This window comes from Halorubrum sp. ASP1 (genome assembly GCF_005435135.1).
GTDB lineage: Archaea > Halobacteriota > Halobacteria > Halobacteriales > Haloferacaceae > Halorubrum > Halorubrum tropicale.
This window is the reverse complement of the sequence record NZ_SGUA01000010.1, coordinates 13,858-36,497: the sequence shown is the minus strand read 5'-3', so window position 1 is coordinate 36,497 and position 22,640 is coordinate 13,858. Positions and strand designations below refer to the sequence as shown.

12 protein-coding genes are annotated in these 22,640 nt (G+C 54.6%); 5 read left to right on the top strand and 7 right to left on the bottom strand.

Annotated features, from left to right (window positions below):
• Positions 1–3: 3 nt before the first annotated feature.
• The 7 genes from EXE48_RS14340 to EXE48_RS14310 form a co-directional block, all read right to left on the bottom strand.
• Positions 4–684, bottom strand: a complete 681-nt coding sequence (locus EXE48_RS14340; protein ID WP_137711888.1) for a hypothetical protein — start codon at positions 682–684, stop codon at positions 4–6.
• Entirely contained in the window at positions 674–3,559 is a 2,886-nt protein-coding gene (locus tag EXE48_RS14335) for a P-loop NTPase family protein (RefSeq protein ID WP_137711887.1), read from the bottom strand. The genes EXE48_RS14340 and EXE48_RS14335 overlap by 11 nt, the downstream gene beginning before the upstream one ends.
• 1 nt (position 3,560) lies before the next feature.
• The gene (locus EXE48_RS14330; RefSeq protein ID WP_137711886.1) at positions 3,561–4,400 is read right to left on the bottom strand and encodes a hypothetical protein; all 840 of its coding nucleotides are present in this window, start codon (positions 4,398–4,400) and stop codon (positions 3,561–3,563) included.
• Entirely contained in the window at positions 4,397–5,329 is a 933-nt protein-coding gene (locus tag EXE48_RS14325) for a hypothetical protein (protein ID WP_137711885.1), read from the bottom strand. Before EXE48_RS14325 ends, EXE48_RS14330 begins: the two co-directional genes overlap by 4 nt.
• Positions 5,326–9,984 (bottom strand): DEAD/DEAH box helicase, encoded by a 4,659-nt coding sequence (locus EXE48_RS14320; protein ID WP_137711884.1) that lies wholly within the window; start codon positions 9,982–9,984, stop codon positions 5,326–5,328. The genes EXE48_RS14325 and EXE48_RS14320 overlap by 4 nt, the downstream gene beginning before the upstream one ends.
• Positions 9,985–10,116: 132 nt before the next feature.
• A complete protein-coding gene (locus EXE48_RS14315; protein WP_137711883.1) occupies positions 10,117–14,742 on the bottom strand; it encodes a homing endonuclease associated repeat-containing protein in 4,626 nt (1,541 codons plus the stop codon).
• A 69-nt stretch (positions 14,743–14,811) separates the two neighbouring features.
• On the bottom strand, positions 14,812–15,837 hold the full coding sequence (locus EXE48_RS14310; protein ID WP_137711882.1) for a PDDEXK family nuclease: 1,026 nt from the start codon (positions 15,835–15,837) through the stop codon (positions 14,812–14,814).
• Positions 15,838–16,188: 351 nt separating this feature from the next.
• Between EXE48_RS14310 and EXE48_RS14305 the strand changes: the two genes are divergently transcribed.
• The 5 genes from EXE48_RS14305 to EXE48_RS14285 all read left to right on the top strand — a co-directional run bounded on the left by EXE48_RS14305 (position 16,189) and on the right by EXE48_RS14285 (position 22,638).
• Positions 16,189–16,821, top strand: a complete 633-nt coding sequence (locus EXE48_RS14305) for a vWA domain-containing protein (RefSeq protein WP_137711881.1) — start codon at positions 16,189–16,191, stop codon at positions 16,819–16,821.
• A gap of 471 nt (positions 16,822–17,292) precedes the next feature.
• Positions 17,293–17,751 carry a DUF6884 domain-containing protein gene (locus EXE48_RS14300; protein WP_137711880.1) on the top strand — a complete coding sequence of 153 codons (459 nt, stop codon included), beginning with the start codon at positions 17,293–17,295 and terminating at the stop codon, positions 17,749–17,751.
• Positions 17,751–18,992, top strand: coding sequence for a tRNA-guanine transglycosylase (locus EXE48_RS14295; protein WP_241992020.1), 1,242 nt, complete (start codon positions 17,751–17,753; stop codon positions 18,990–18,992). Before EXE48_RS14300 ends, EXE48_RS14295 begins: the two co-directional genes overlap by 1 nt.
• Positions 18,993–20,543, top strand: a complete 1,551-nt coding sequence (locus EXE48_RS14290) for an ATP-binding protein (protein WP_241992019.1) — start codon at positions 18,993–18,995, stop codon at positions 20,541–20,543. It abuts the gene before it with no gap.
• Between the two features lie 73 nt (positions 20,544–20,616).
• Positions 20,617–22,638 carry a tRNA-guanine transglycosylase gene (locus EXE48_RS14285; protein ID WP_241992018.1) on the top strand — a complete coding sequence of 674 codons (2,022 nt, stop codon included), beginning with the start codon at positions 20,617–20,619 and terminating at the stop codon, positions 22,636–22,638.
• Positions 22,639–22,640 lie beyond the last annotated feature (2 nt).

Genomic DNA, 22,640 nt, shown 5'->3' with positions numbered 1-22,640 from the left:
AGACTACGAGAGTGTCAGCTCAATATATTCGCCGATATCTGACTCAGCGAGCAGCGTCCGCTGTTCGGGCTGTAGATCGGCGTACGAGAGGCGTTCGTCGTCGATCATCCGCTCAATCAACGACCTGATATCCGGAGGATAGTGGCCAAACAGCGTCTCTTGAAGTTCATCAAACGCCTCACGCATCTCCTGACCGTATTCGCGGGCATTCTGAGCTAACTCTTCAAACTTCACGTCCTCCTCCGAATAGACGTGCTCCTTCCACCGCCAGTCGTCAAGGAGACCGCCAAGCGCCCGGAGGCGTAACTCGTTGACGCGCTCAACCCGGTCGTTCAACCGCTGCATCGCGGTAACCGTTGAATTGTGCTTCAGTCGAAGCTCCTGAATCCGGTTCTGTACTGTCGTCTCTGCACTCTCTACCTCTGATTCGAGCGCCGGGAGACGTTCCTCAATGGTTTCGTATTCCCCGCGTTCGAGCAAATCCATGACCTCGTCGACAGACTGGCGTGCCGAGGTGTCGATGTCGACACGTTCGTCGAAGAACGCACTTGCGAGTTCACGCTGGAGGAGTGTTTCCTCCATCGTCTCCGCTAGTTCGTCCAGTTCGTCAGCGAGATGCTGACGTCGATACTGCTTCTGTACGCTTTGTAGCTTGGCTTCGAGCGACTCACTGTCAGTCGACATAGTAGCCTCCGATCTCGAGGAAGTTCTTTGCAAAGTCGGATTCGGTGCCACCGCCGACAATCGAAATATCGTCGTAACGCTCGTAGACGTTGGTTTTCGTGAGTTTCATGCTGATCAGTATCGCTTGTAGCCGTTCGTCAGCCGATCTGTTCTCAAGGTCACCAGCGAGACGAGCGGCGTCCGCCGCCTCGTCGATAGCTTGCTGATCTAACGCCACGAACTTACCGAGTGACTCGACCATGTCGGTGTCCACGTGGTCATACGTCCGGAGCGTTTCGAGAATACCATCGATATTCGAGATAGAGACTGAGGCGAGTTCGTCGGAGACTGTGGTGACCGTCTCCTCTCTATACTCGCCTTCCATCTCTTCGAACAATTGGTTGAGGTCGTACGAGATATCCGCAATATCCCGAATCTTGCTGTCCGTATCGAAGCGCACACGAGACGAGACACGCTGGATTCGACCTCGACCAAGCCCTTCGAAGACGGCAGTAGGAGGATGCTCTTCGAGCCGCTCACGGACACGAGCCACATCGAGCGTGTTCGCGTTAGCGCCATAAAAGGCACTGACCATCTCCTCGAACCGGTCGGCTTGGTTCATGAACTTGACGAGGTCATCGAACCCATCTTTCGAGACCTCTTGCCTCAGTGCTTCTCGAAGTTCCGAATCAAGCGTGTAGGAGCCAGATTCGCTGAATCGCTCACTCAGTCGCTCGGCGGTGACTTCCTCGAACGGAGAACTTAGAAGAACCACGTACGCGTAGCCCGCGAGAGCGAAATCCTCGAATGTGTGATCTGCGTTCTTTTTGAAGAATTTCAGGTCCGAACGAAGATGATGTTCGACGATCTCCTGCTGCCACTGTCGTGCATACCCTGTCAACTGTGTTCCAAGGCCTCTGAGCAACTCGTCGAAGTCCGCCTGTGATTTCTCTTCCTCCCGGTAGATCCCGAACTTGAGGAGTTTTTTCAGATCGGATAGCCGGAACTCTTGTGGATCGATCACGATCTGATCGTCATCAGGCGACCGCTGTTGACTCGCAAAGACGAACGGATCCTTCTGGCTGCTCAAATTATACCGCAGTCCCATCCCATCGAACAGTTCCAAGTCGTTGGTGAGATGTTTGATCGAATCGGTCAGCCCGATACGGAGGTATCGGGTGATATCAGAGAACTCCCCCGGATTGCTCTGCCACGGCTGGACGTTCGGTCGGAGGTCTTGGATTAACCGTTCGGCTTTGCTGAGCTGTGGCGGTTCAGGAGGTTCCGGTCCCGTAGGTCCCGGCCCTGTAGGTCCCGGTCCGGTTGGACCCGGGGACCCGATATCAGTCGGGACTGTGACGAAACCATCCGAACGAGTGACCCCGTCAGTTCCCTCCACTGCTTCAGATTCTCCGAAGGCGTCGACGAACCTAGCGTCGACTTTGATCCCGTCAGTTGTCGGAACTCCGTACCACCGCGCAAGGTTTGCGAGAGATTCTGCGCTCTCATAGATTGGGGTGGCTGGATCAACATTGTTAGTTAACACTGTTAGACGGTCAGCACTCGACGGGGCGTCGACGTACCCTTCGTAGTAATCACGGAGCACATCGAATACGGCCATAACGTACTCTCTCGGGGACTGCTCGTCGTCTTGAAGCCCAGCATAGACGCGTTCGAGGAACGGCTCGTTGAACGGGAAGAGGTCTCGGAATGACTCATCACAGAACCCGCAGTCGTCACAGATTGACTCAGAAGGAGCGGGATTCAACGAGAGGTCGAGCCCATCTCCACTACGGTCGTACTCCACGCTCCCGTCGAAGGACTTGAAGTAGCCGAGGTACGGCCGGATGAAGTCGACAGCGGAGTCCTCGTCGAGGAAGAGGACGCTGTTCGAGTTCTGGCGGTTCGTTCGATAAAATTCGAAACGGTCCTCAGCAGTCTGCGTGTGTAGAACGTCCGTTGAGTCTCGAGTGCCAGCGACCACGAAGTCCCAATTGTCGCTTGGTTTATCACGTTCCATGTAGTTCCGGAGCCGCTTCCCCTCCATTGCCGTGATAGCGAAGTCCTCGAAGATGATTACTGGGCGCGTATCCGTGAACCGGTCCCCCACCCGCTCAAGAACATCGCCGAGGGATGCCGTCTGGTAGCGCTCCCGGATCTCCCGCCAGAGTTCCTCGTTGAACGCTTCAACGGCGTCTTCGACATCAATAGAATCCTCAATGACCTGCAGGAAATCGTTCCGGCGGTACGCTTGCTCGGTAACAAACTTGATCTCTTTCGCGTATTCACCCTTCTCGACGAGAAGTGAGAGTTGGTCCTGAACAAATTCTCGGATCTTTTCTTCTTTCCCCTGTGCGTCAACTTCGTTGCCGCGCGCACTGAGGTTGAGAATCGCGCCGGATGTTGCGTTGTTGGCGACAACACTCGCGTTTTTCTTGAGGTCCTCCCGGAGCTGCTGAAAATTCGATGCGCCGGGCAGTTCTTCGTCGAAGTGCTTCTCGTAGAACTCCGGGATTCGTTCCGAGAGGAGCGTCATCAGGTCGTCGTCCTTGTCGACGTGCAGGATCGGTCGACCGTCTTCCTCAAGTTGGTGTGATAAGAAAGCACACAACTCTGACTTCCCGGTCCCTACCTCTCCCTCGATAACGACCGAGAAATTCCCGACTCGCTGGTCGGTGAACTCGCGGTACACTTCCTTCTCTCCGACGACTTCCTCTTCTGATCGAGTCCCCTGCGGCGACCGGAATACCTCGATCGGCCGGTGTGTGAACTCGAACAGGTCTTTGTTGTCTGAGCGTACCGCTGCGACTTTCGAGAACAATTGTCGGAGCGTCTTCTCGTCGACTGCCTCGAAGTGCGGGCACTGAAGCTCCGAGTCTTGCTGAATCGTACTCATCTTAGATCAATTTAATCGCGTTTGCTTGGCTATCAATTCCATCATACGGAGGGATACCGCCAAGGGTAACGGCGCCGGCATCACCGTACTCAACGATCCGTATTTCATCATCTCGGATGAGTTCGAACAGGACACGAGCAATCCCTTCTGGGATCGCACCGTCAGACGTCGTTTCGACATAGAGCAGATTCTCACGGAGCCAGCGGAGATACTGCTCAATCACGATGCCGGGTGTCCCATCGATATTTATCGCACTGTCTTCAGCAGCGAGATCAAGTGAGTATCGAATTAATGCTGGATCAGGGTAGACAGTATGCTCCCGGCCACTCACTTTGTGTACCAGTCCGAGGAAATGGACGATGCGCGTCCAGTTTGCGAACTTGTTATCATTATGCATTATTAATCCCTGCTGGGACTGTGGCCGATAATTGATTTCGGCGTACCAGTCGTCGATATCGGTGTAGATCGGTTCTTCGTTATTTTCGAAATGCTGGATGTCCTTGTCGAGTAAGAACTTGTAATTGAGCAAGACAGCGGCTTGCTTGCCCCAGTCATTCGACTGGCACTCCTGTACAAGGTTGTGGAGTACGGTTAGTCGGAAGTTCCAGCGCTCGTCTCCGACATCCCACTCATACTCACGAGCGTAGTACGCTTCCTCCTCTTTGCCGATCATGCGGAGGAGCCGAAGCCCGTCTAGGATGGAATCAAGCCCAGAATCGATTTGGGTGTCGCTCTTGATGTGAGACTTCGTCTCGCTCCCCTGACTGATCGATCGATATACCGGGAGGAGTGGCCCTGGCGTCTGAATCGCGTTGAGGAGATATCCTTCGCTACTACTCATCTGTTAGGCTGTTGTAACCAGGCATGGTATCGTTTATGAATTGATGATTCGTCGGGGTCAATCTCGGCCGCTCTGTCTGCGGCGTTCTTCACTACCGGCGTCCGTGCCGCGTAAGACGGGTCAAACGTCTGTCCATCGTCGCTCACCGCACGGTTGAGGCTTCGAGCGACATCGGACGCGGTTTCCCGGTCCCACTCAATGCGCCTGCGTAGCCACCGTTCGAGACCCGTCACGTCGTCCTCGTCGAGTGGAACGGAGCCGTACTCGTCTGGTCGCGCAAATATCTGCCCGAATACTGCGTAGAGCGGCAGGAACGGTGCATCGGGAAGAACTTTGAACAGGTCTTCGGTATCCTCGAGTTCCTCCCCGGTGATGAACTCATAGAGGTTCGCGTTGTCGTGGATGAAGAGATTCTTTGTGTCCAGTAGCGGGAGGTCCCACCCGGCGTTCTTATACACCTGCTCGAATCCGGTGTACAGACGCTGATAGGAGCCAACGTTTTCGACGAACTGTTCCTGGTAGAGCGGACGCTGTCCACCGCGTGGCGTGAACCGACGTGAGTCAGTGACCACGATGAGCGTCTCTGGACGAGCTGCGTAGCGGCTGATTAGATGATCGATTGAGTACTCAGTTTCGCTCTCATAATACTCGCTCGTCGTGACGACCAAATCGTTGCGAAACGCGTCCTCCTCGAGTTGGCCGAGGACTTTGTAGTCGTAGTCGAGGTAGTCGTACTGGTGCGTGTACGACGGGAACTCCCCACCGGTGTTGAGTGAGCGCCACGACGTAGGGTAGGTGAACGTCTGAAACCCTAGGTAGTTGATGGCCGGGAGCGATCGAAGCATCCACCAGTACGTTTGTCCGGTGTCGTCGTAGATGGCCGCGATATCGGCGTTCCTGAGCCGCTTGAACGTCGATGGCTCCGTCATGCGTTGGAGGGAACGATGATTAGGCTACTGAGCACCTGATTATCGAGTAAGTCGTTCTCGAGGTAGTAGGCAGGCGTGCGCGAAAGGAGTAAGCACTCGTCACAGTAGTCCTCGCATCGATCGCAGTCGGCGACCTCTCGGACCCGGGCCTGGATGTCATCGAGCGCGTTCCAGACCTGCCAAGCGATCCCGTTCCCACCCTGGCGGCTATCCACGACGTGAACGGTGATCGTCGATTCAGTCTTGTCTGTATCGACTCGGAAATCCGACCGTTCGCATTGTGCAACGACGGCAATCGCTTTCTCTAGGGCCTGCTTCAGGCTAACGAGCGCCTGTGGCCATATCTCCACATCGTCACCGACATCGAGTCGGCCGGCAACGTCATTCTGGTCGAACTCGAGAGTCAGACCCTGCGTGTGATACTGTTGGCCGACCGGTGCGTACTCTTCGGTCTCGCTTTCTTCGAGGCGATCCTCCCACGACTTACCACTGACGGGTGACGACGAAGACGGATCGCGCTCGATGAGGGCTTGTGATCGGAGGACCGACTTATCAGGACTCGACGAGTGGCGGCGCTCAAACGCGTACACGAAGTCCGTCACGTCGAGTTCCCCGTAGCTCGCCTCGCAGTCCAGTCCGAACACAGTCATCGAGGCTGTCTTTTGGGGGGGAACGTCGCTATCGGAGACGGCGGTCGTCATCAGTCCCCGAGTATTGTACCGCTTCTGTCCGCCACGTGCCGGTTTACACTCGACCGAACTCACCCCATGAACGTTCGTTTCTTCGAGGGGAGTATCACAGTACGGACACCGCTCCGTGTCAAGTTCGTAGCTTTCGAACGGACGCTCACAGTCTTCGTTCGTACACACCATAACCGTCGTGAGCGGCGTCGAACTTCCGCGGACATCATCCACGATATAGTCCGTACCGTGGAGGGTGACGAGCGATCCCAAGTCATTCTCCGGGCCGGGGAACATATCGTAGAGTCGACCGGACCCTTCGAACTCGATCCCCTCCGAACGCCCCGAGAACTTCACGGGGAACTGCTGGCCGAAGCTGCGGTAGTTCGCTAGATAACCGAGGCGGCCCAGCCACTGATCGAGGCGGTTGTTCGATTCGGTGAACGCCTTGTTGGTCTCCGCCGACCCCGACATCGATATGATCTGTGAGAACGTTTTCTCGATACGGTGAGGCATCGAAAGAGGTCCACTGTCGACGAACACGGACTCGAACGCGTCGATGCCCCGTTGACCGAAGATGGACCGCAGATGTCGCTCAAGTGCTTCTCGGCGTTCCGCAAGCAGGAACTCTTGGAGAATATCGAGGCTCTCCTCAACACTGTGGACGAACGCGTCCAAGTTCTGGTTGGTCTCGTTTAGGAGGTATTTCCTCTCGAAAACGTTGGATGGGTGTGGGTTGCGGGCTAGATACGCGAACGTTTCAGTCACGACGTGGCCAGCGAGGAGCTCCTCGAACTCGTAAGGGTCAGGGACACGGACGGGTTCGAAGTCATCAAGGAACGTTTCGAGATTCCCGTAGTAGTGCCCGTCCACCGGGTGTTCACCCCGAATGGCGGTGGCGACCAGTGAGGAACTCCCGCGGGTCCGGCCGGTTCGACCGCTTCGCTGGACGTAGTTCGTAAGCGTTGGTGGAATACCCACTTGGGCGACAGTATCGAGGCTACCGATGTCGACCCCCAGTTCCATCGTCGGCGTCGCGCTGACGATATTAACATCTGGGTCGTCTTTACGGAATCCCTCCTCGATCGCTCCGCGAAGCGTGTGTGGAACGTTTCCCTTGTGAATACCGACACTGATGAACTCGGGATCGGCTCCATTCCTTATCGGCGTCGTGATATCGTGAGCCCAGTGGTCGACGGCATACGACCAGCCGGAGTCGACGTCCGCATATCCAGGGTCGACGACGAGCGTTCCGTCCTCGTCACGAGTGAACCGCTGGTATGATTCGATCGGGGTCTCACAGTCGGGACATTCCGAGAGTGAGGCGTCTCCGACGGGGTACGAGCGGTAGCAGTCCGTACAGAATGACGCCCGCTCTAAGAGCGTAAGCGTCGAATTGTCGCGGCGCACAACGCGGGTGAGAATTCCCGTTTCTGACTCCTCGTCACGAATTCCGGCCTCGTTGAACTCGTCGCGGACTCGTTCAACGTATTCAACGGTTTCCTCTTTCCGGTCCTCACTGACGTTCGCGTTCGCTATCGTCTGCCTCACCTCTTCCCACGATTGCTCGACGACGATCGAGTCGTCGAGCAATGCATCAAGAACTTCAGGGAGGACATTATGGACGGTTTCGGTATCGTAGCCAGAGCGCGACGAAATTCGTTCGGCGATCTTGGGGAGCGAGAGCCCTTCGATGTCGATGGTGTTCTTCGAGAAACCCACCCGAGGATCCTTCACGAACAGCTTGTAAGCCTCGTGCGCGACGACCCGTTCGACCGGGTCGTCGAACTGGATGACAGGCTCCGCGGTGACGAGGGCACTATCGAGGAGGTTTTCCGCGTTGTGAAGCATCGCGTGAGCTTCGATATCGTCGAGAAGCGTACGGAGGAAGTTGTACGCCGTCCCGTCCTCGTCGATCTCGTTCTGGATGAGCGGCTCCCAGTACGCTTCTCGGAGCTCGTCGGCGACTGCACGGAACGCCTCGTAGTTGCCAGCGCTGCCCCCGTTCTCGATCAGATGTTGTACGTAGAGCGTTTCGGCCATCAAGCCGTACTCTGTCCCGATGATACTGTCACCGACAGATTCGGCGGCGCTATGGGAGTCCGAGAAGACGAGCGTCTTCTTCGACGGGCTCGTTCGGCAAACCTCCGTCAACATGTACGACAGGAGGCTGGTCGTTGGCACGCCGATATCTGTGAGCCGGGGCCACTGACCACAGCCCGGGCAGTCGTCGACGGGGGCGGCATGGTCGAACGGTCGGAAGCTCTCCTCGTCGTCGGCCGTATCGTGTTCGACAAACGGATAGTGACACCGCTTACAGAACTGGATCTCCGCATTTCGTGTATCGCACGACGTGCAGTGTTTATCCCGCGTAACGTCGCTGCAAGACTCACAGAGGTAAGCCTGGGTCGGCGGCTTCAGGAAGACGTGGTACTTCTCCGTCACCATCCCCGCAAGGCGGCCGAACGCCATCACCGCGTCCAGCACTCCGGCAGTCTCGTCGACACCTTCGTCGGCGAGCTCTGCGAGGAGTCCGTCATAGTGTCTGAACCCGACGTCGCCGGTCGTCCCTTCGTCGAACCAGCTAGCGAACGCCGCAGCCTCGGGGACCTGCGAGCTGACGAAATCGAACCACTCGCTATCGAGGCCGCCGGTCTCAAGCAGCGTGTCGGCAAGATGGTTCTGCCCGGATTCAGTGGATGCAATCTCCGCCACCGAGTCGAACGTGTCGTCCGCGAGGAGAGCATCCACTTCGTCAGTGAGAGGGTTCCGAACCCAATCGAGGCTTGTTGGAAGAGTTACGACATCCGCAGCACTGACAGACACGAGACCGACTTCACTGACCGTTTCGTATGCATCCTTGAGGCCGGCTTCGGCGAGGTCATCGAGGGTAGATTCACCGAGGTCGGCAAGGGCGAGTACAGCGGCGATCTCACCGAGGTCACACGGCGCAAACCGATCGAACGAGGGCGATGATTGGATCGGGAACTTCCGCGGCGTGAAATCGATTGCGTTGATTTCGGCTTCTGGCGTTCCAGTGAGTTTGTGTGCGAGTTCCCTAGGGTTGTCCACGGTGGCAGAGACCATCGTGATCTGGGGATCTCTCTCGGCGTAAAACGATTTGAGCCGCTCCGAAAGGAGCCGAACTGAAGCACCGGAGATGCCGCTCCAAACGTGGGCTTCGTCGAAAACGACGTGCTCCACGGGATGCTGGCCTGGGTCTTCCCCGAGTATCTGACGCGTTTCGGAGTTGTTGCTCACGAACATATGGTCGAGCGCCTCAGGGTTCGTGAGCAGGATATCTGCGCCGTTTCGGATAGCGTCCCGCGTTACCCGGATCCACGAATATTTGTTGTCTTCCGTCCCCACCGTCATGTCGCCGAGCATCCGGAGTTTCTCACCCTCCTCTCGCGGACATTCGAGTCCTCGAACGTACGAGCCCTCCTCGATTTCGTGTTCACGAGTGCCTATCCGAGTCGGTGTGTCGGAATCCCAAATCCCGATCGTGATCCTGTCTTCGGGGTCACGGTGGCGGTTAATCCGATCGAGGTATGAAATAAACCGATTGAGCTGGTCGACACCGAGAGTCTTCATCGGATAGACAATAAGCGACTTCAACCCCGGTTCGTCCGTGGAGATACAGTGATCAAGGATCGGGAAAAAGAACGACTCCGTCTTCCCCGTCGCAGTTGGCACCGCCAAGACGTTGTCGTTCGAATCAGCCGAAATCGATTCGATCGTCTCTGCCTGATGTTCGTAAAGCGACCCGCTCGGGTCGCCGTCAAATAGGTCACCGATGATCGCGTCAATGAGTTCGTCGCTGTAGTCAAGATCACTGAGGAACTCTGCCGCTGACCGCTCATGGAACTTCGGAGCGTCGACGAACTCAACGTATGGGCCCTTTTGTTCGACGATTTCGTTCCGGATGAACGATGTCGCTTCCTCATCCCCGACTACTTCATCGAGTCGAGTCATTTGGCGGTTCCACCAAGTGATCTCTGCCGCACGGTCAATCGCGGAGTCGAGTGTTCGCTGGGGTGAATGCATTAGAAAGTTAGAGTAGTTATTACGAGATGTTTCTGTGGTTGTATTTCTTCCGTCTCCTGATTACCCGCCGACATCTAGTTTGATTCGCATCGCTACCTGTTTGCTGACTCCGTCAACCTCGGCGAGGTCGTCTACTGATGCCTTCTTCAGTTCGCTTCGCGTATCCAACCCTGATTGACGAAGCGATTGTTCAATTCTATCAGTGACACCATTTACGTCTCGTAGCTCTCCTGAATTGGTAGTCGTGTCTGTAGGGACGTCATGACCGTTGGAAGTCTCTGAATTGTCCTCCGTGGTGGTCTCCGACGTTGGCTGGGAGGATTTCGTTTTGTCAAAGGCTTGCTCGGTGGCTGCGGTGTACGTATCAAAGTAGTTGGCGATGGTACCGGCAGTCACATGGCCATGTTCGTTCATTTCAGCAGTGGTGGGTTGATGACCGAGTTTGTTGGCCACTCGTTGTAGATCGTCAATAAGTCGGGCTTCGTTGTCGACCCCGGCCGCATCAAGAACATTCTGCCAGGATCCGAACACCCGAGTGATATCGTTAACTGAGTACTGTGTAGTGTCGCTTACGTCAGTCGCCTTGAGCGGTCGATCAAGTGTTTCGGCAACGTTTTGAACTGCGTCAAGGAGGTCACGGCGGCTTGGAGTACCGCTGCTTCTTGTGGTGGTTTCCCCGCTACTCGATGTTGCGTCTTCGCTTGGCGATGACGATGAACCGGAATCAGACCTGCCGTTACGTGAGCTGATATCGATTCGTGTGGCTTGGAAATCTTTCGTGCTACTGAGCTCCTGACCAGTCTCGGCATCTGTCTCCCATCTTTTGTGCCGAGCTTGCTCAATTGTGTATGTGGCCCCGATGGTCCAGTCCAGCGAGAGGTTATGTGTTGTCCAGATGTCAAGCGGCAGTTCGCTGCCGTCTTGGAGTTCTACTTGGAGGCAGGCGTCGCGTTTGCTACCGGGATTCGAGTCAATTTCGAGGACGGTGATAGTTACTTTGTCGACGCGACCGTCGGGCAGCGAAACCGTCGAGGATGCGGAGGATGTCGTTTTATCAGACACCGGTTGGTCTGTCTCGCGGTGCCCGGTAGTCCCTGTGACCGGACCGGTATGGTCATCCGGTGGTTGTGATCGCTTTGAGTTTCTCGTGTTTACTTTGTCTACTGTTTCAGCGTCAACAAGTCCTGCTTCGGTGAGTGCATCCTCTATACTTCCAAAGGCATCTTCGTATTCATCTGGGTGGTAACTGCCGACGGAATACAGAAGTTTTCGATCGATTTTGTCCCAGTCGCTCGCAAGGTTTTGGAGCTCGGTGATGAGCTCCTCTTGTTCCTCTGTTAGTGATGATTGACTTATTTTGAACGTTTCCACTGTGTCTTCGTCGGCCACACCTGCTTTGACGAGTGCGGCGTCTAAACTCCCGAAAGCGTCTTTGTACTCGTCCGGATGGTGATCACCAACCGAGTAAAGGAGCTTTCGGTCGATCTCGTCCCAGTCGCTGGCTAACTCCCGTAGTTCGCTGATAAGGTCATCGCGCGTTGAGGTCTCGCTGCTTGTTCTCGTGGTGGTCGTGTCGGGATTCGAGGTACTGGACGATGTACTAGTTGTGTCCGCTGTCTCGTCTACATCTTGTGTGGCAGTGGTAGGGTTGCTCTCTGTGGGTTCGGGGCCAGTGTTAGTCGACGGTGTTGGAGACTGTCCCGAGTCATGGACACCGGCGGCAGCGATCGCGGCGTCGAAACTTCCGAAATGTTCGCCGAGTGTGGCTGGTGTGAAGTGGCTGTGCGTGGCGATATCTCCCATCGTTGGGACGCCGTCGACTTGGTCAGCAACGCGTTGTACGTCACTGATTACACGTTGGTCTGGGTCGATTCCGGCGGCGTGTAGCGCATCGGTCCACGATTCGAACGCGTCCGTGTAGCGTGCGGACGCGTACCTGCTGTGTGTGTCCATCTCACTGAGGGTTGGATATCCGGCAAGGACACCGTCAACACGCTGAATTTCGGTACGGAGTTCGTCTCTGCTCAGAGTTCTCGGCTCGTCGGACGACTCAGCGGGTTCTGTGGTGGTGTCGGATGCCGTTTTTTCGGCCGTGTGCGCGCTCAGAGCAGTGTGGCTTGCATTCGGTAGCGTGATCGTGACCGTGTCCTCTTCGCCTGGAATATCGTGTGTTTGGTTCTGGTATCCGGCCCGGGAAACGAACAGGCACGGGTCGCTTCCGGAGGTGGGGGGCGTGATGGTAACGGTGCCGTCCGCGTCGGTAATCTGCTCGGCTGAGTCCGTGGTGGTTTCGGCGATGACTGCGGCGTTCTTAATCGCCTCACCATCGGTGTCAATTACAGTGACGGTGAGACGTGTCGGAGTAGAGTCGGCGATGGCTTCGGAGGGTTCCGGAGTAACGGTATGACTGACAGAGTCTTGGACGGGCATTATGCCAGGAGTGAGCGATTCGGGCTGCCAGTACGTTGTGAGTACAGGTTGCTCCCGAGCTTCGTCTAGTGTCGATTCTATCTCGTCGATCAGTTCATCTAACAAAGCGCGGGAGACGTCGTCGTCAACCATGTCGCTTGTGTCGCGGTTGTCGGCGATAGTGGCGCGTGCTCCGGCAGTCTCCAGTTCCCGGAGTATTTGACTGGTGGTGTCGCTGACGGCGACGAACCCGGGGTGTTCACGGAATCGGGAACCGAGTGCGCGGAATTCGCTGGCGCGGCGGAGGAGTCGCCGGCCGTCTTCGCCGGGGATTCGCGCGTCGGTCTCGCCCGGGATGGTGACGACGTGGTAGAAGTGCGCGTGCTTGTCACCGGTCGGGTTCCGGAGGATCCGGCCGATTCGTTGAATGAGTGAAGCGTTCACCCCGCCTTTAGCGAGGTTCACGGCAATCCCGGCGTCGGGCAGGTCAACGCCGACGCCGAGCACGTCTCCTGGTCCGACGAGCACGCCGGCATCTGCTTGTTTGAACGCCGTGATCGTGTCGTATGGCGCGGCTTCGTCTTTCGCCGGCGTGTACACGGTGTTCGCGTCGAAGTAATCGACAAGATATTCCGAGACGGCGTCGGCTTGCGCGTAACTCTGAACCAGCACGACTGCTTTCCGGTCCGGGACGTGTTCGGTGAGGAGTTGCCCGATCGTGTCGTGCGGCGGGTTCAGTTGCCAGCGTTTCGGTCGGCGGGAGAACGCGGCGGTGGCGAACGTGTCGAACGCTTCCGACTGATCCCGCGCGTCTTTTCCGTCTTTGCTCTGCGCGAACGACCGGAGGTCACGGAGCGTTTCGAACGTGTTCGGGACGGTGGCTGGGACGTCACCGGAGAGTTCCTGCGGCGTGAATTTGTGCGTGTCGGTGTCGTATGTCGGTGTGAGCGTGGTGGTCGAGTCTGCGACTCCGGCAAGCGTGTCGCCGGAGTTACTCGCGGCGTAACACACGTCCCACCGGAAATCCGCAATGACGTTCTGCTCGCGGGCTTCGGTGATACCGAACTCGATACATTGAGCCAGGTTCGATTCGAGCGCGTCTTTAACGCCGGAGTCACCGAGCCACTCGTCATCGATCGACCCAGACATCGCCAAGACGCTGTCGGCGTTCGTCGTGAGGTCATCGAATAAGTCACGCCACCCGCGACTGCCACGCCGCCCGCTGCTGTATCGGTGGGCTTCGTCTAAAATGACGAGGTCGTAGTGCAGTCCGGGGTCGGCTGCGAGGAGTTCCTGTGCGGTGCGGAATTCGATGTCGCCCCACGCCAGTTCGATGTGCCGGTCACCGTCACTGCCTGTTTCGGTACGGCTCCGTGGGATGTTCAGATGCTCGTCGAACTCGCTTTGCCACTGTTCAAGGAGTAAATCCTGTCCGGCGACGATAAGCACGGTTGCACGGCCCGTCGGTGACCGTGTTGCTGCCGGGATGTCAGCCGTGTCTGTAGGGTGTAAGTCGCCGAACAGGTGCGCAATGGCGGCGAGGCCGAGCACAGTTTTCCCGGTTGCAGTCGCCATGTTGACGTATCCGGTCGTCCCGTTGGCAACCCAGTTTGTGATGGCGCGTCGCTGATGGTCCCACAGCGGCGTGACCATTTGCGGGCGGTCTAAGTGTGTTAACAGGGAATCCCCGCCGATACTGTTTCCAGTGTCCGCTGTGATTGAGTCGATGAGAATGTCTGCGTAGTTTGTCACGGCCGGGTCGGAGAACAGTTGATACAGTAGGTCAGCGACAGCTTCTGGCTGCTGTAGTGGCTGTCGAGATAACACTTCGTCGCCATGTTGCGTGATGAGTTTCTCGATGAGTGCCTCGGTCGCGCGATTGAGACCTCCGATTTCGCTGTCGTCTAACCCGAGCTTCGTGAGTTCGACACGCAGCTCGTTTAGCCGGAAGGCCAGGTCGCCGATATCGCTTGCGTCGTGCTCGCTAATGAGTTGTGGGAGGTCTGATTGGTCCCCAGCAAGCGCTTGTAACCCGTCAACGTAATGCGGTCCGCACGCGGTGCCGAAGTCCATGCGACCGATCGTCGCCCCCTGATCGAACGCCGAGTCCGTGGTTCCGAGCGCGACGCCGTATGTGACATCAATCGCGGCCCGGTCGATTTGTGACGGCCAATCGCCTTGTGTCAACGAGTCTTTGGAGAGCCGCGCGTCGTAGAACTGTTCGTCAAGATCCGTGTATGAAGTCCGGTCATCAACCTGATTTTTGAACGGATCCATGGTAGAGCGGCAGACTGCTTGCCCACCTGTCACCGACCAGCAAATAAAACAGTATCGCCGGTGCCGCCATCAAGTCGTCACGTCAGAGTCCGGTAACGAATCACGTTGCGTAACGGTGACATGCGGTGTTGTGCTTACTGTGACTCCTGCTTCACCGTCTACGGTCCAATGCTGGCCACGTAGTGCTTCGAAGAGATACCATGTATCTGGCTCCCAGTCAAATTCACCTAAATGTCGGTCCCACACGTCAAGCTGCACCGGTTCCCCGTCAACAGTCTTTGCTCGAAAAACGTGCCGTCGACTGTCTTCCATAAGATGTTCAGAAATTTTCAACATGACTGGTGATGAATGCTGTGACGTATCTTCAATTGATTTTACGCTTCGGACGAACGAAGACGACTCCGACACATCCGGCTCGATCTCAGTTGGCTGGTCTGAAGTAGAGGAGTCTGTGAGCTGAGTTTTTTCCGTAGCTGTTGAATCCGGAGCAGATGGGTTATCAACGCCATCCGGCACCTCGTGATTTTTGACCTGACTTTGAGGTGAAGCCCCCTCTTGATGATCAACTTTGGTCCCTGTTTTAATCGAATTCGTAGACGACTTACGTTTCTCAGGTTCCGGTGAGGGTGCCGGTTCACTGAGCCGTGTAATCGCACCCTGTACAAGCTCCCGCAACTCATCACAATCAATCACTCTGACTCCATCATGATTAGCAACGCGTTTTGTCCGCTCCGACGTTGGTACGGCAGCGCTGACAAGGATGGAATGTGGGACCGTTGAGCTCGTGTTGGCGGCCGTTAATTCTTGCAATGCGGTGAGACTCGGTTTCCCCTCCTGGGTCACATAAATGGGATACGTAGAATCTCCTTTTCGAATTACAATATCGAACTCATCGTGCCATGAGTCAACTGGGATTAGTGAATACTCAAGTAGTCTGAAAATATCTTCAACGAGTGTTATCAGTAGGCGTTCGTCTCGTTTTGCCTGCAAATACGTAGTAAATACAGAGTCGTTAACAACTGCACTCTCGTCGAACACTCTCGCTAAGCTTGGGTATTCTTGCCGATAGGCGGCTGGGAAGGTATTCTCTGTCATATCACAGTTCACAAGATGAAGTACAGTCGTGCATTCTCAACTAGACACAAGAGTCTGTCTCAAACGTATTTAAATTAACTCGTATTATGTCTAACCCGCTCTAGTACTATTCAATCTAGTAAGACCTCCATAGATGACAAGCGAATCGCATAACTGTCTCTGTCGAAACTTGAGACAGATTGATTCAGATTGGCCTGCTGTACACACTAGTTACACTCGGAAGAGGCTCTGCGCAGACAATGACAGCTCGTACCTTTGCTCACGGACTCAGATAGCTAACTTATTACGAACACTACGTTGGTGTGATCAATATCTCTTTATTAGGAATAGGCCATCTCAGTTGAGTGCATCATGAATGCGCATGTCACGTTCGTCCTTGATTCGTCGGGGTCAATGTCGGCCATTCGAGAGGATACCATCGGCGGTTTCAATACATTTCTCGCTGATCAGCGTAACGAGGAAGGAAGTGCAACTGTTTCTCTCGTCGACTTCCATTCGACAGTCGATATAACGTATCGTGGAACAGCGATCGAAGGCGCTCCCGAGTTGTCGAAAGATTCGTACACGCCAAGCGGTCGGACCGCACTCTACGACGCGATTGCGACTGCCATAGAAGATACTGCTAGCTTCATCGATGGTATCGCCCCTGCGAGCCGACCCGAGACGATCATCGTCGTGATCCTGACTGACGGTAAGGAGAACGCCTCCGAAACGCCACAGGATGTTATCCAGGAGCAGATCGAAACGAGACAGCAGGAGTATGAATGGGAGTTCCTCTTCATCGGCGCGAACCAAGATGCTACACTAACTGCTGATAGCATGGGTATTGATACAGACAAATCTCTTGATATGGCTCATTCAGGGGACGGCGCTAGAGCCGCATACGACTCGACGTCTCAGCGTATTAGTGATGCACGCTCGACTGGAACGATGTCGAACTTCACTGATGAAGATCGCTTGAGACAGGATGAGGCAGATCGTTGATTCAGGCAGGAATTCCATCTCGTCTCTGAATCGCGGTTCGGATGCCGGAGTATGTGAGAGTAGTTGAAGGCAACTAGGGCATCCATCAGTAGGGCAGTTATTGATCCTCGTCTAACGGTATCTGAGTCAGCGTTTGTGAAACGCGCTGGTAGACACGACATAGCAAGTGGAGAGCGTGACAGGGAAGGGCACCAGTTTTCTCAAGAGTCTTTTCTAGAGGTATTCCTCAACCCTTTCGAGGAGTTCGGACCAACTAGAGCGACAGACAGCTCGAATTACATCGGCTGTGACATATGGACTGCCTATCTAAGGTTCCATTTTCTCAAAAATAACACCTGGTTGACTGGTATAGTCAGCGGAGAGAGAGAAATACTCTCTTGTGGAGGCAGTATGAGTGAGCGTGCTTCTTGAATTAGTCGCCGGACCGCTACGTGGGAAGATTTTAGGTCCCCCGCGTTGGATAAGCTTTCAATGCCTTCGCTGCTGGTACAGTCCTGCTCGGCCACAAAGAATCAGGTGACAGAGCCGACACGGGCACTAGACGTCTACGATGGATACTTCTTCAGAATAATCAAAAAGGCGAAACGAGAGGAGGCCTTCAATTCCGACATTGATATTTGTATTCTCTCTGCAGAATACGGACTTATCGACGCTGAAGACACGATTACCACGTATGACCGGCGAATGACCGCTTCTCGTGCTGAGGAACTCCGTGAGGAGGTGACCGGTGCCATTCGCAAACGTATCGAAGAAGAGAGATACGACGAGGTAGTCCTAAACTTGGGGAAGGAGTACCTAGAAGCGGTTAACGACTTATCTGACCGATACGATATCGACATATTGACAGTCCAAGGTGGAGGTATCGGGGAGAAGGGGAAACAGCTGAAGCGTTTCGTCCGGTCGGATACTGTTCCCTCGGTGATTGCCTGATGGCCTCCTCTGGCTCACAGCGCCTTGATGACGGAATATTTGAGATTATTGACGAGGCTGGAGACGCTCGAAGTGGGGTGATCAGTATAAACGATACCGAGCTAGAGACGCCCAATTTGCTACCGGTAGTGAACTTCTATGCCGGTGGCACTGATTCCAGCCTATACGGCGGTGGTATCCACCGGACAATCAAGGAATTCATGAATGGAGACGAGGTCATAAACGGTGGGGATTACAGTCGGTATTTCGATGGTGTGATGACCTCCGTTGCGTCACTCACTGACTACGGCATCTCGAGAGAACGGTACGAAGACTACATTGCCGCACCGATCAGGGAACGCGATGTGTTCGATTTTAACGGTACCCTCTTTCTTGACTCAGGTGGATTCAAATTCTTGGGCGACGGTACTTTAGATGGCAGCAATTTTGAGGTGGACGTCGATCAGGAGGCGATCGTTGAGATACAGCGGAGATTGGGGGGAGATGTCCTCGTAAATCTTGACCGACCAATTGAGCCGGACGACGACTACTCTACTCGTGTCGAAAAAGCGCGACTGACGGCCGAAAACGTCGACGAGTTCCTCAACCTAACTACCCAAGACGACACGCGGTATCTGACACTCCATGGGTACAACTATTCAATGCTCGATACGTTTCTCACGGAAATTGAGAAAGCCATCGGCCGGGACCGTGTTCATCGTGAATTCGATGGTGTCGCCCTCGGGAGTCTCGTCCCGCTCAAAGACAATAAGGGAAAACTGATCACTGCTGTAAGTGATTGCCGTGAAGTGCTTAGTGACTGGGGTTTCGAGGAACTTCCCCTCCACGTACTCGGGATCTCGTCTAGTGCGATCCCTCTCTTGGCTGCAGTCGGTGCAGACACGTTTGATTCATCATCGTACATTCACTCCGCCATTAACGGGAAATACGATACGTCATTATACAACTCAGAACCCGTAGACGAAGTCGACTTTACGGAATGCGACTGTCAGGTCTGTAGTGATGACGTGTTAGTCGATCGGATGGAAGGGAACGTGGAGTACCAGAAAGACAAACTCGGTGCCGTTGCGATGCACAACCTGATTATCCAGAAAGAAGAGATAAAACGGATCCAATCCGCGATCCAAACACCGGGAGAGGAAGAGTTGAGGTCATATATCGAACAGTCATTGGGTCGAGAAAAGTCGATGCAACAGCACGCGCATCGCGTTGTAAACGAATCACTCGGAGGGTACTTCTGAATGTCGACGACAAAAACGCCACAAGTCAACGAAGTAAACGAATTTCTAGAGATCGCTAGCGACTTTGAGGATCCGCTTGAAGTGATCCGCGAGTCGCTGTCGAACAGTTATGATGCCGGTGCGACGGAAGTCGAGATCACCATCCGAGACCGACCGATTGGATCGGAGATTGTCATCGAAGACGACGGGGAGGGGATGGATCACGCTGACCTCGAGTCGTTCTTCGATCTGGGAAATTCCACGAAACGCGGCCGTCAAAACGGCTCTATCGGGTACAAGGGTCACGGAACGAAGATTTTCTACAAAAGCGAGGAGGTACTCGTCAATACCACGAAGAACGGGACCAATTTACGCGCACAGATGGAGCAGCCGTGGGAAAAGCTCAATAGCCGGACCATGCCCGAGTACGTACTGAACGAGGAAGCAGTCAAAGAAGGGAACTCCGGGACGCACATTCGCATTACCGGGTTCAAATCCGGCCACGGTTTCTCGCCAGCATCGCTCACTTACAACAAAATCGAGCACTACCTGAAATGGAAGACGCTTGCCGGGTCAACAGGGCACTTCTTCACCGACGACTTCCGAGAGATGGAGATAACGGTCACTCTCGGCGACGAGATCGATGATACACGGGATCAACTGGTGATGAACAACAAGCTTGAGTTCCCGACCGAGCAGCTTGAGCCTGGTGAGGGACAGTTCTCTGAATCTCGGATGTGTAAACACTACCCGCCACGGGAACTCACGGTCGAGACCGAAAATGGGATTGAAACCACTGTAGAGGTGGTTGGAATGGTGGGAGGCAAAGACGCTCGTAACGAACTCCCCACTTATGGAAAGCACTCGGCACAGTTCGGTGTCTGGCTGGCAAAAGACCATATCAAAGTTGAGCGGGTCAACGACACCATCTCACACGACAACGAGTTCCTCCATTTCTTCTTCATCGCAAACTGCCAAGACCTCGAATTGTCGGCAAACCGCGAAAAGATACGGAATAAGTCTAGCCCGGTATATCAGGCAATCGTAGAAGAGCTCAGCCACTACCTTTCGAAGATTGCATCAGATCCGTGGTTTAAAGACTACTTGTCTCACCGTCGTAAGGCGAAACTCACCCGTCGCGCAGAGTCCCAACAATCATCTATCGAAAAGCGTGAGCAACGGATTCAAGACCGAAACCGATTCACGCCATCCAACGACGCCGAGGTCGTGCTCGGGTTGGAACGCTCGAACCGCTTTGGGGCTGAACCGGAGATCACGGTTGAAGATTACGACCCAAGTGCGGAGGTCAACGCGCTGGTTCGTCAGGATTCGAACCTCTATGCGAGTTCGATTCACCGTCGGCTTACGGATCACTTTGAGGCGGATAAACCGCTTGAGAGCGTCGATAAGATCGTTTGTTGGTCGTACGGCGACCGCGACGAGCTGAGCGAACTTGAGCGCTCAGGGTATCATAGTGGAGAAGTCACGATTGACCTTGAGAACGACCGACTGATCTATAACAATGGTCGTCGGCATAATATCCATATCGTCACAGTTCAAGACAGACTGTAGCAGATCTTATTGAGATCGTCTCATCGCGGAACGACCGAACTTATCACATCCCATCGTTAACAACGCGTAGAGAATGGCATCGTTTGAGACCGACGCGACTAACGATGCTGGCAACGCACGTCGCGGTACAATCCACACACCGCACGGCGACGTTCAGACACCGGCATTCTTCCCTGTAGTCAATTTTATCGGTGGGCCTAACGAGAAATCCGGCGGAATTTGGAGTCGATTACGGAATCATCTCTTCGGAGAACCCGAGTTTCAAGGCGCGATGTTCCAAGCGATGAGCTTCTTAGATTTCAATATCACACCCGAATCGCTTGAGAACTGGCGCTCGAAACCGATCCACGACCACTTCACTGATCACGATCCGGTCAAGCCGTATCACTCACAGCCAGAGAGTTTTACTAAGCCGTTATTCGTAGACTCAGGCGGATTCAAGCTTCTAAACTCAGATACCTTCGGCGACCCGCCAACGGAGGGTGGCGATGATAATGACTGGGCAATTTACACGAATCCAGAGAGTATTCTGGATCTACAGCTCGATTATGGCGCTGACATCATCGCTACCCTTGACTATCCGATTCCGCCGAACCTGAACGATGAGGAGACGACCCAACGAATGGAAGACAGTATCGACAGCGCCATTCGCTGTCTCGAACTCTTAGAGGACCAACCAGACCCGCCTGCGGTATATATCGCTATTCACGGTCACGACTACGAAACTATCAATTGGTACGTCGGGACGTTCCTTGACCGTGCGACGCATATTGACAAGTCATTTGAAGGATTTGCAATCGGGTCACTCGTCCCGCTTAGAACGAACGTCGAAATGCTGGTTGACATCGTGCAAGGTGCGAAGGATGCGATTCCTGACGACCGAGAAGAGGATCTCGGGCTTCACCTATTCGGGATTAGTGGAAAATTCACAGCGCTTCTAGCCCTTCTTGGCGCGGACTCATTTGACTCGTCAAGCTACATGCAAGCAGCACAGTTCAAGAAATTCATCAATCGAGAGATCGGAGTTTCAGACGAGGAACTCGTTCGGAACCCAAACGCTTCGACACACGACTTAGGTGATTTTGGTGTCGATGTCGACCGGACAGCCGACGCAAGATGGGCAGCGGACTGGTCGAAATTCACTGCGGATCAAATTCCCGAGGACTGGGGTTGTCAATGTCCCGCATGCGAGCAGCTACGACGGATAGGTTTCGAGCAGCTACAGGGCACAATGTACGACAGCAAGTCGTATGATCGAGACGGCGAGTACATGAAGAGCGATTTTTACGCACTAATGAGCTATCATAACTTCTGTGTCTACCAAGACGAAATGAATCACGTGCGGGAGCTGATCAACGACGGTGACGGGGAGTTGCTTGAATACGTTGCCAAGATGGCTCGAAACGATGTCGGGAACATCAAGCGGGCATTAAAGCGGGCAACAGTCCGAGACCGTGAATTGGCACAGCAGCTCCGTGAGCGCGGCTACAATCGACTCACCGCCGATCAAAACGATGTAGAGCAGGAACGGCTTGATTTGGATATCCCGGTCGATGATCAAGAGATTTCGCTTGAGCATACACCTGAAGACTTCGACATTCTTCAACGGAATGACTACCGGGTCGATGATGAACGCGTGCTGCTCGTTATCCCGTGTAGCCAAACGAAGCCGTATTCTAATTCCCGAACGCACCGCGTCGTGGCAGACGCAACCGCTGAGTGGAACGATCAGATCCACAAAGTGACTGTCTCTGGCATGTACGGCCCTGTGCCCGAACAGTACGAAAGTCTATCACAGATCAAATCATACGAGTACGTGCTGACAAACGCTGAGAAACAGCGCCAACAACTCGTCGTGAACCGTTTGGTCTCCTACCTCGAAGAATACGGTTCACAGTTCGATGCCATCGTTGGCTATGCGACCAGCAAAACCTATCGCACCGTAATAGAGCAAGCGTTCTCCGAGTACGGAGATGGCGTTGTCCTCCCAAAAGACCCGAAAATACGCGCACTCACTGAACACTTCAGAACAACTAATCTTGAAGAGCTATCTGAGCACCTAGATGACGTGCTCTCATCCACACCATCCCAGTAGTT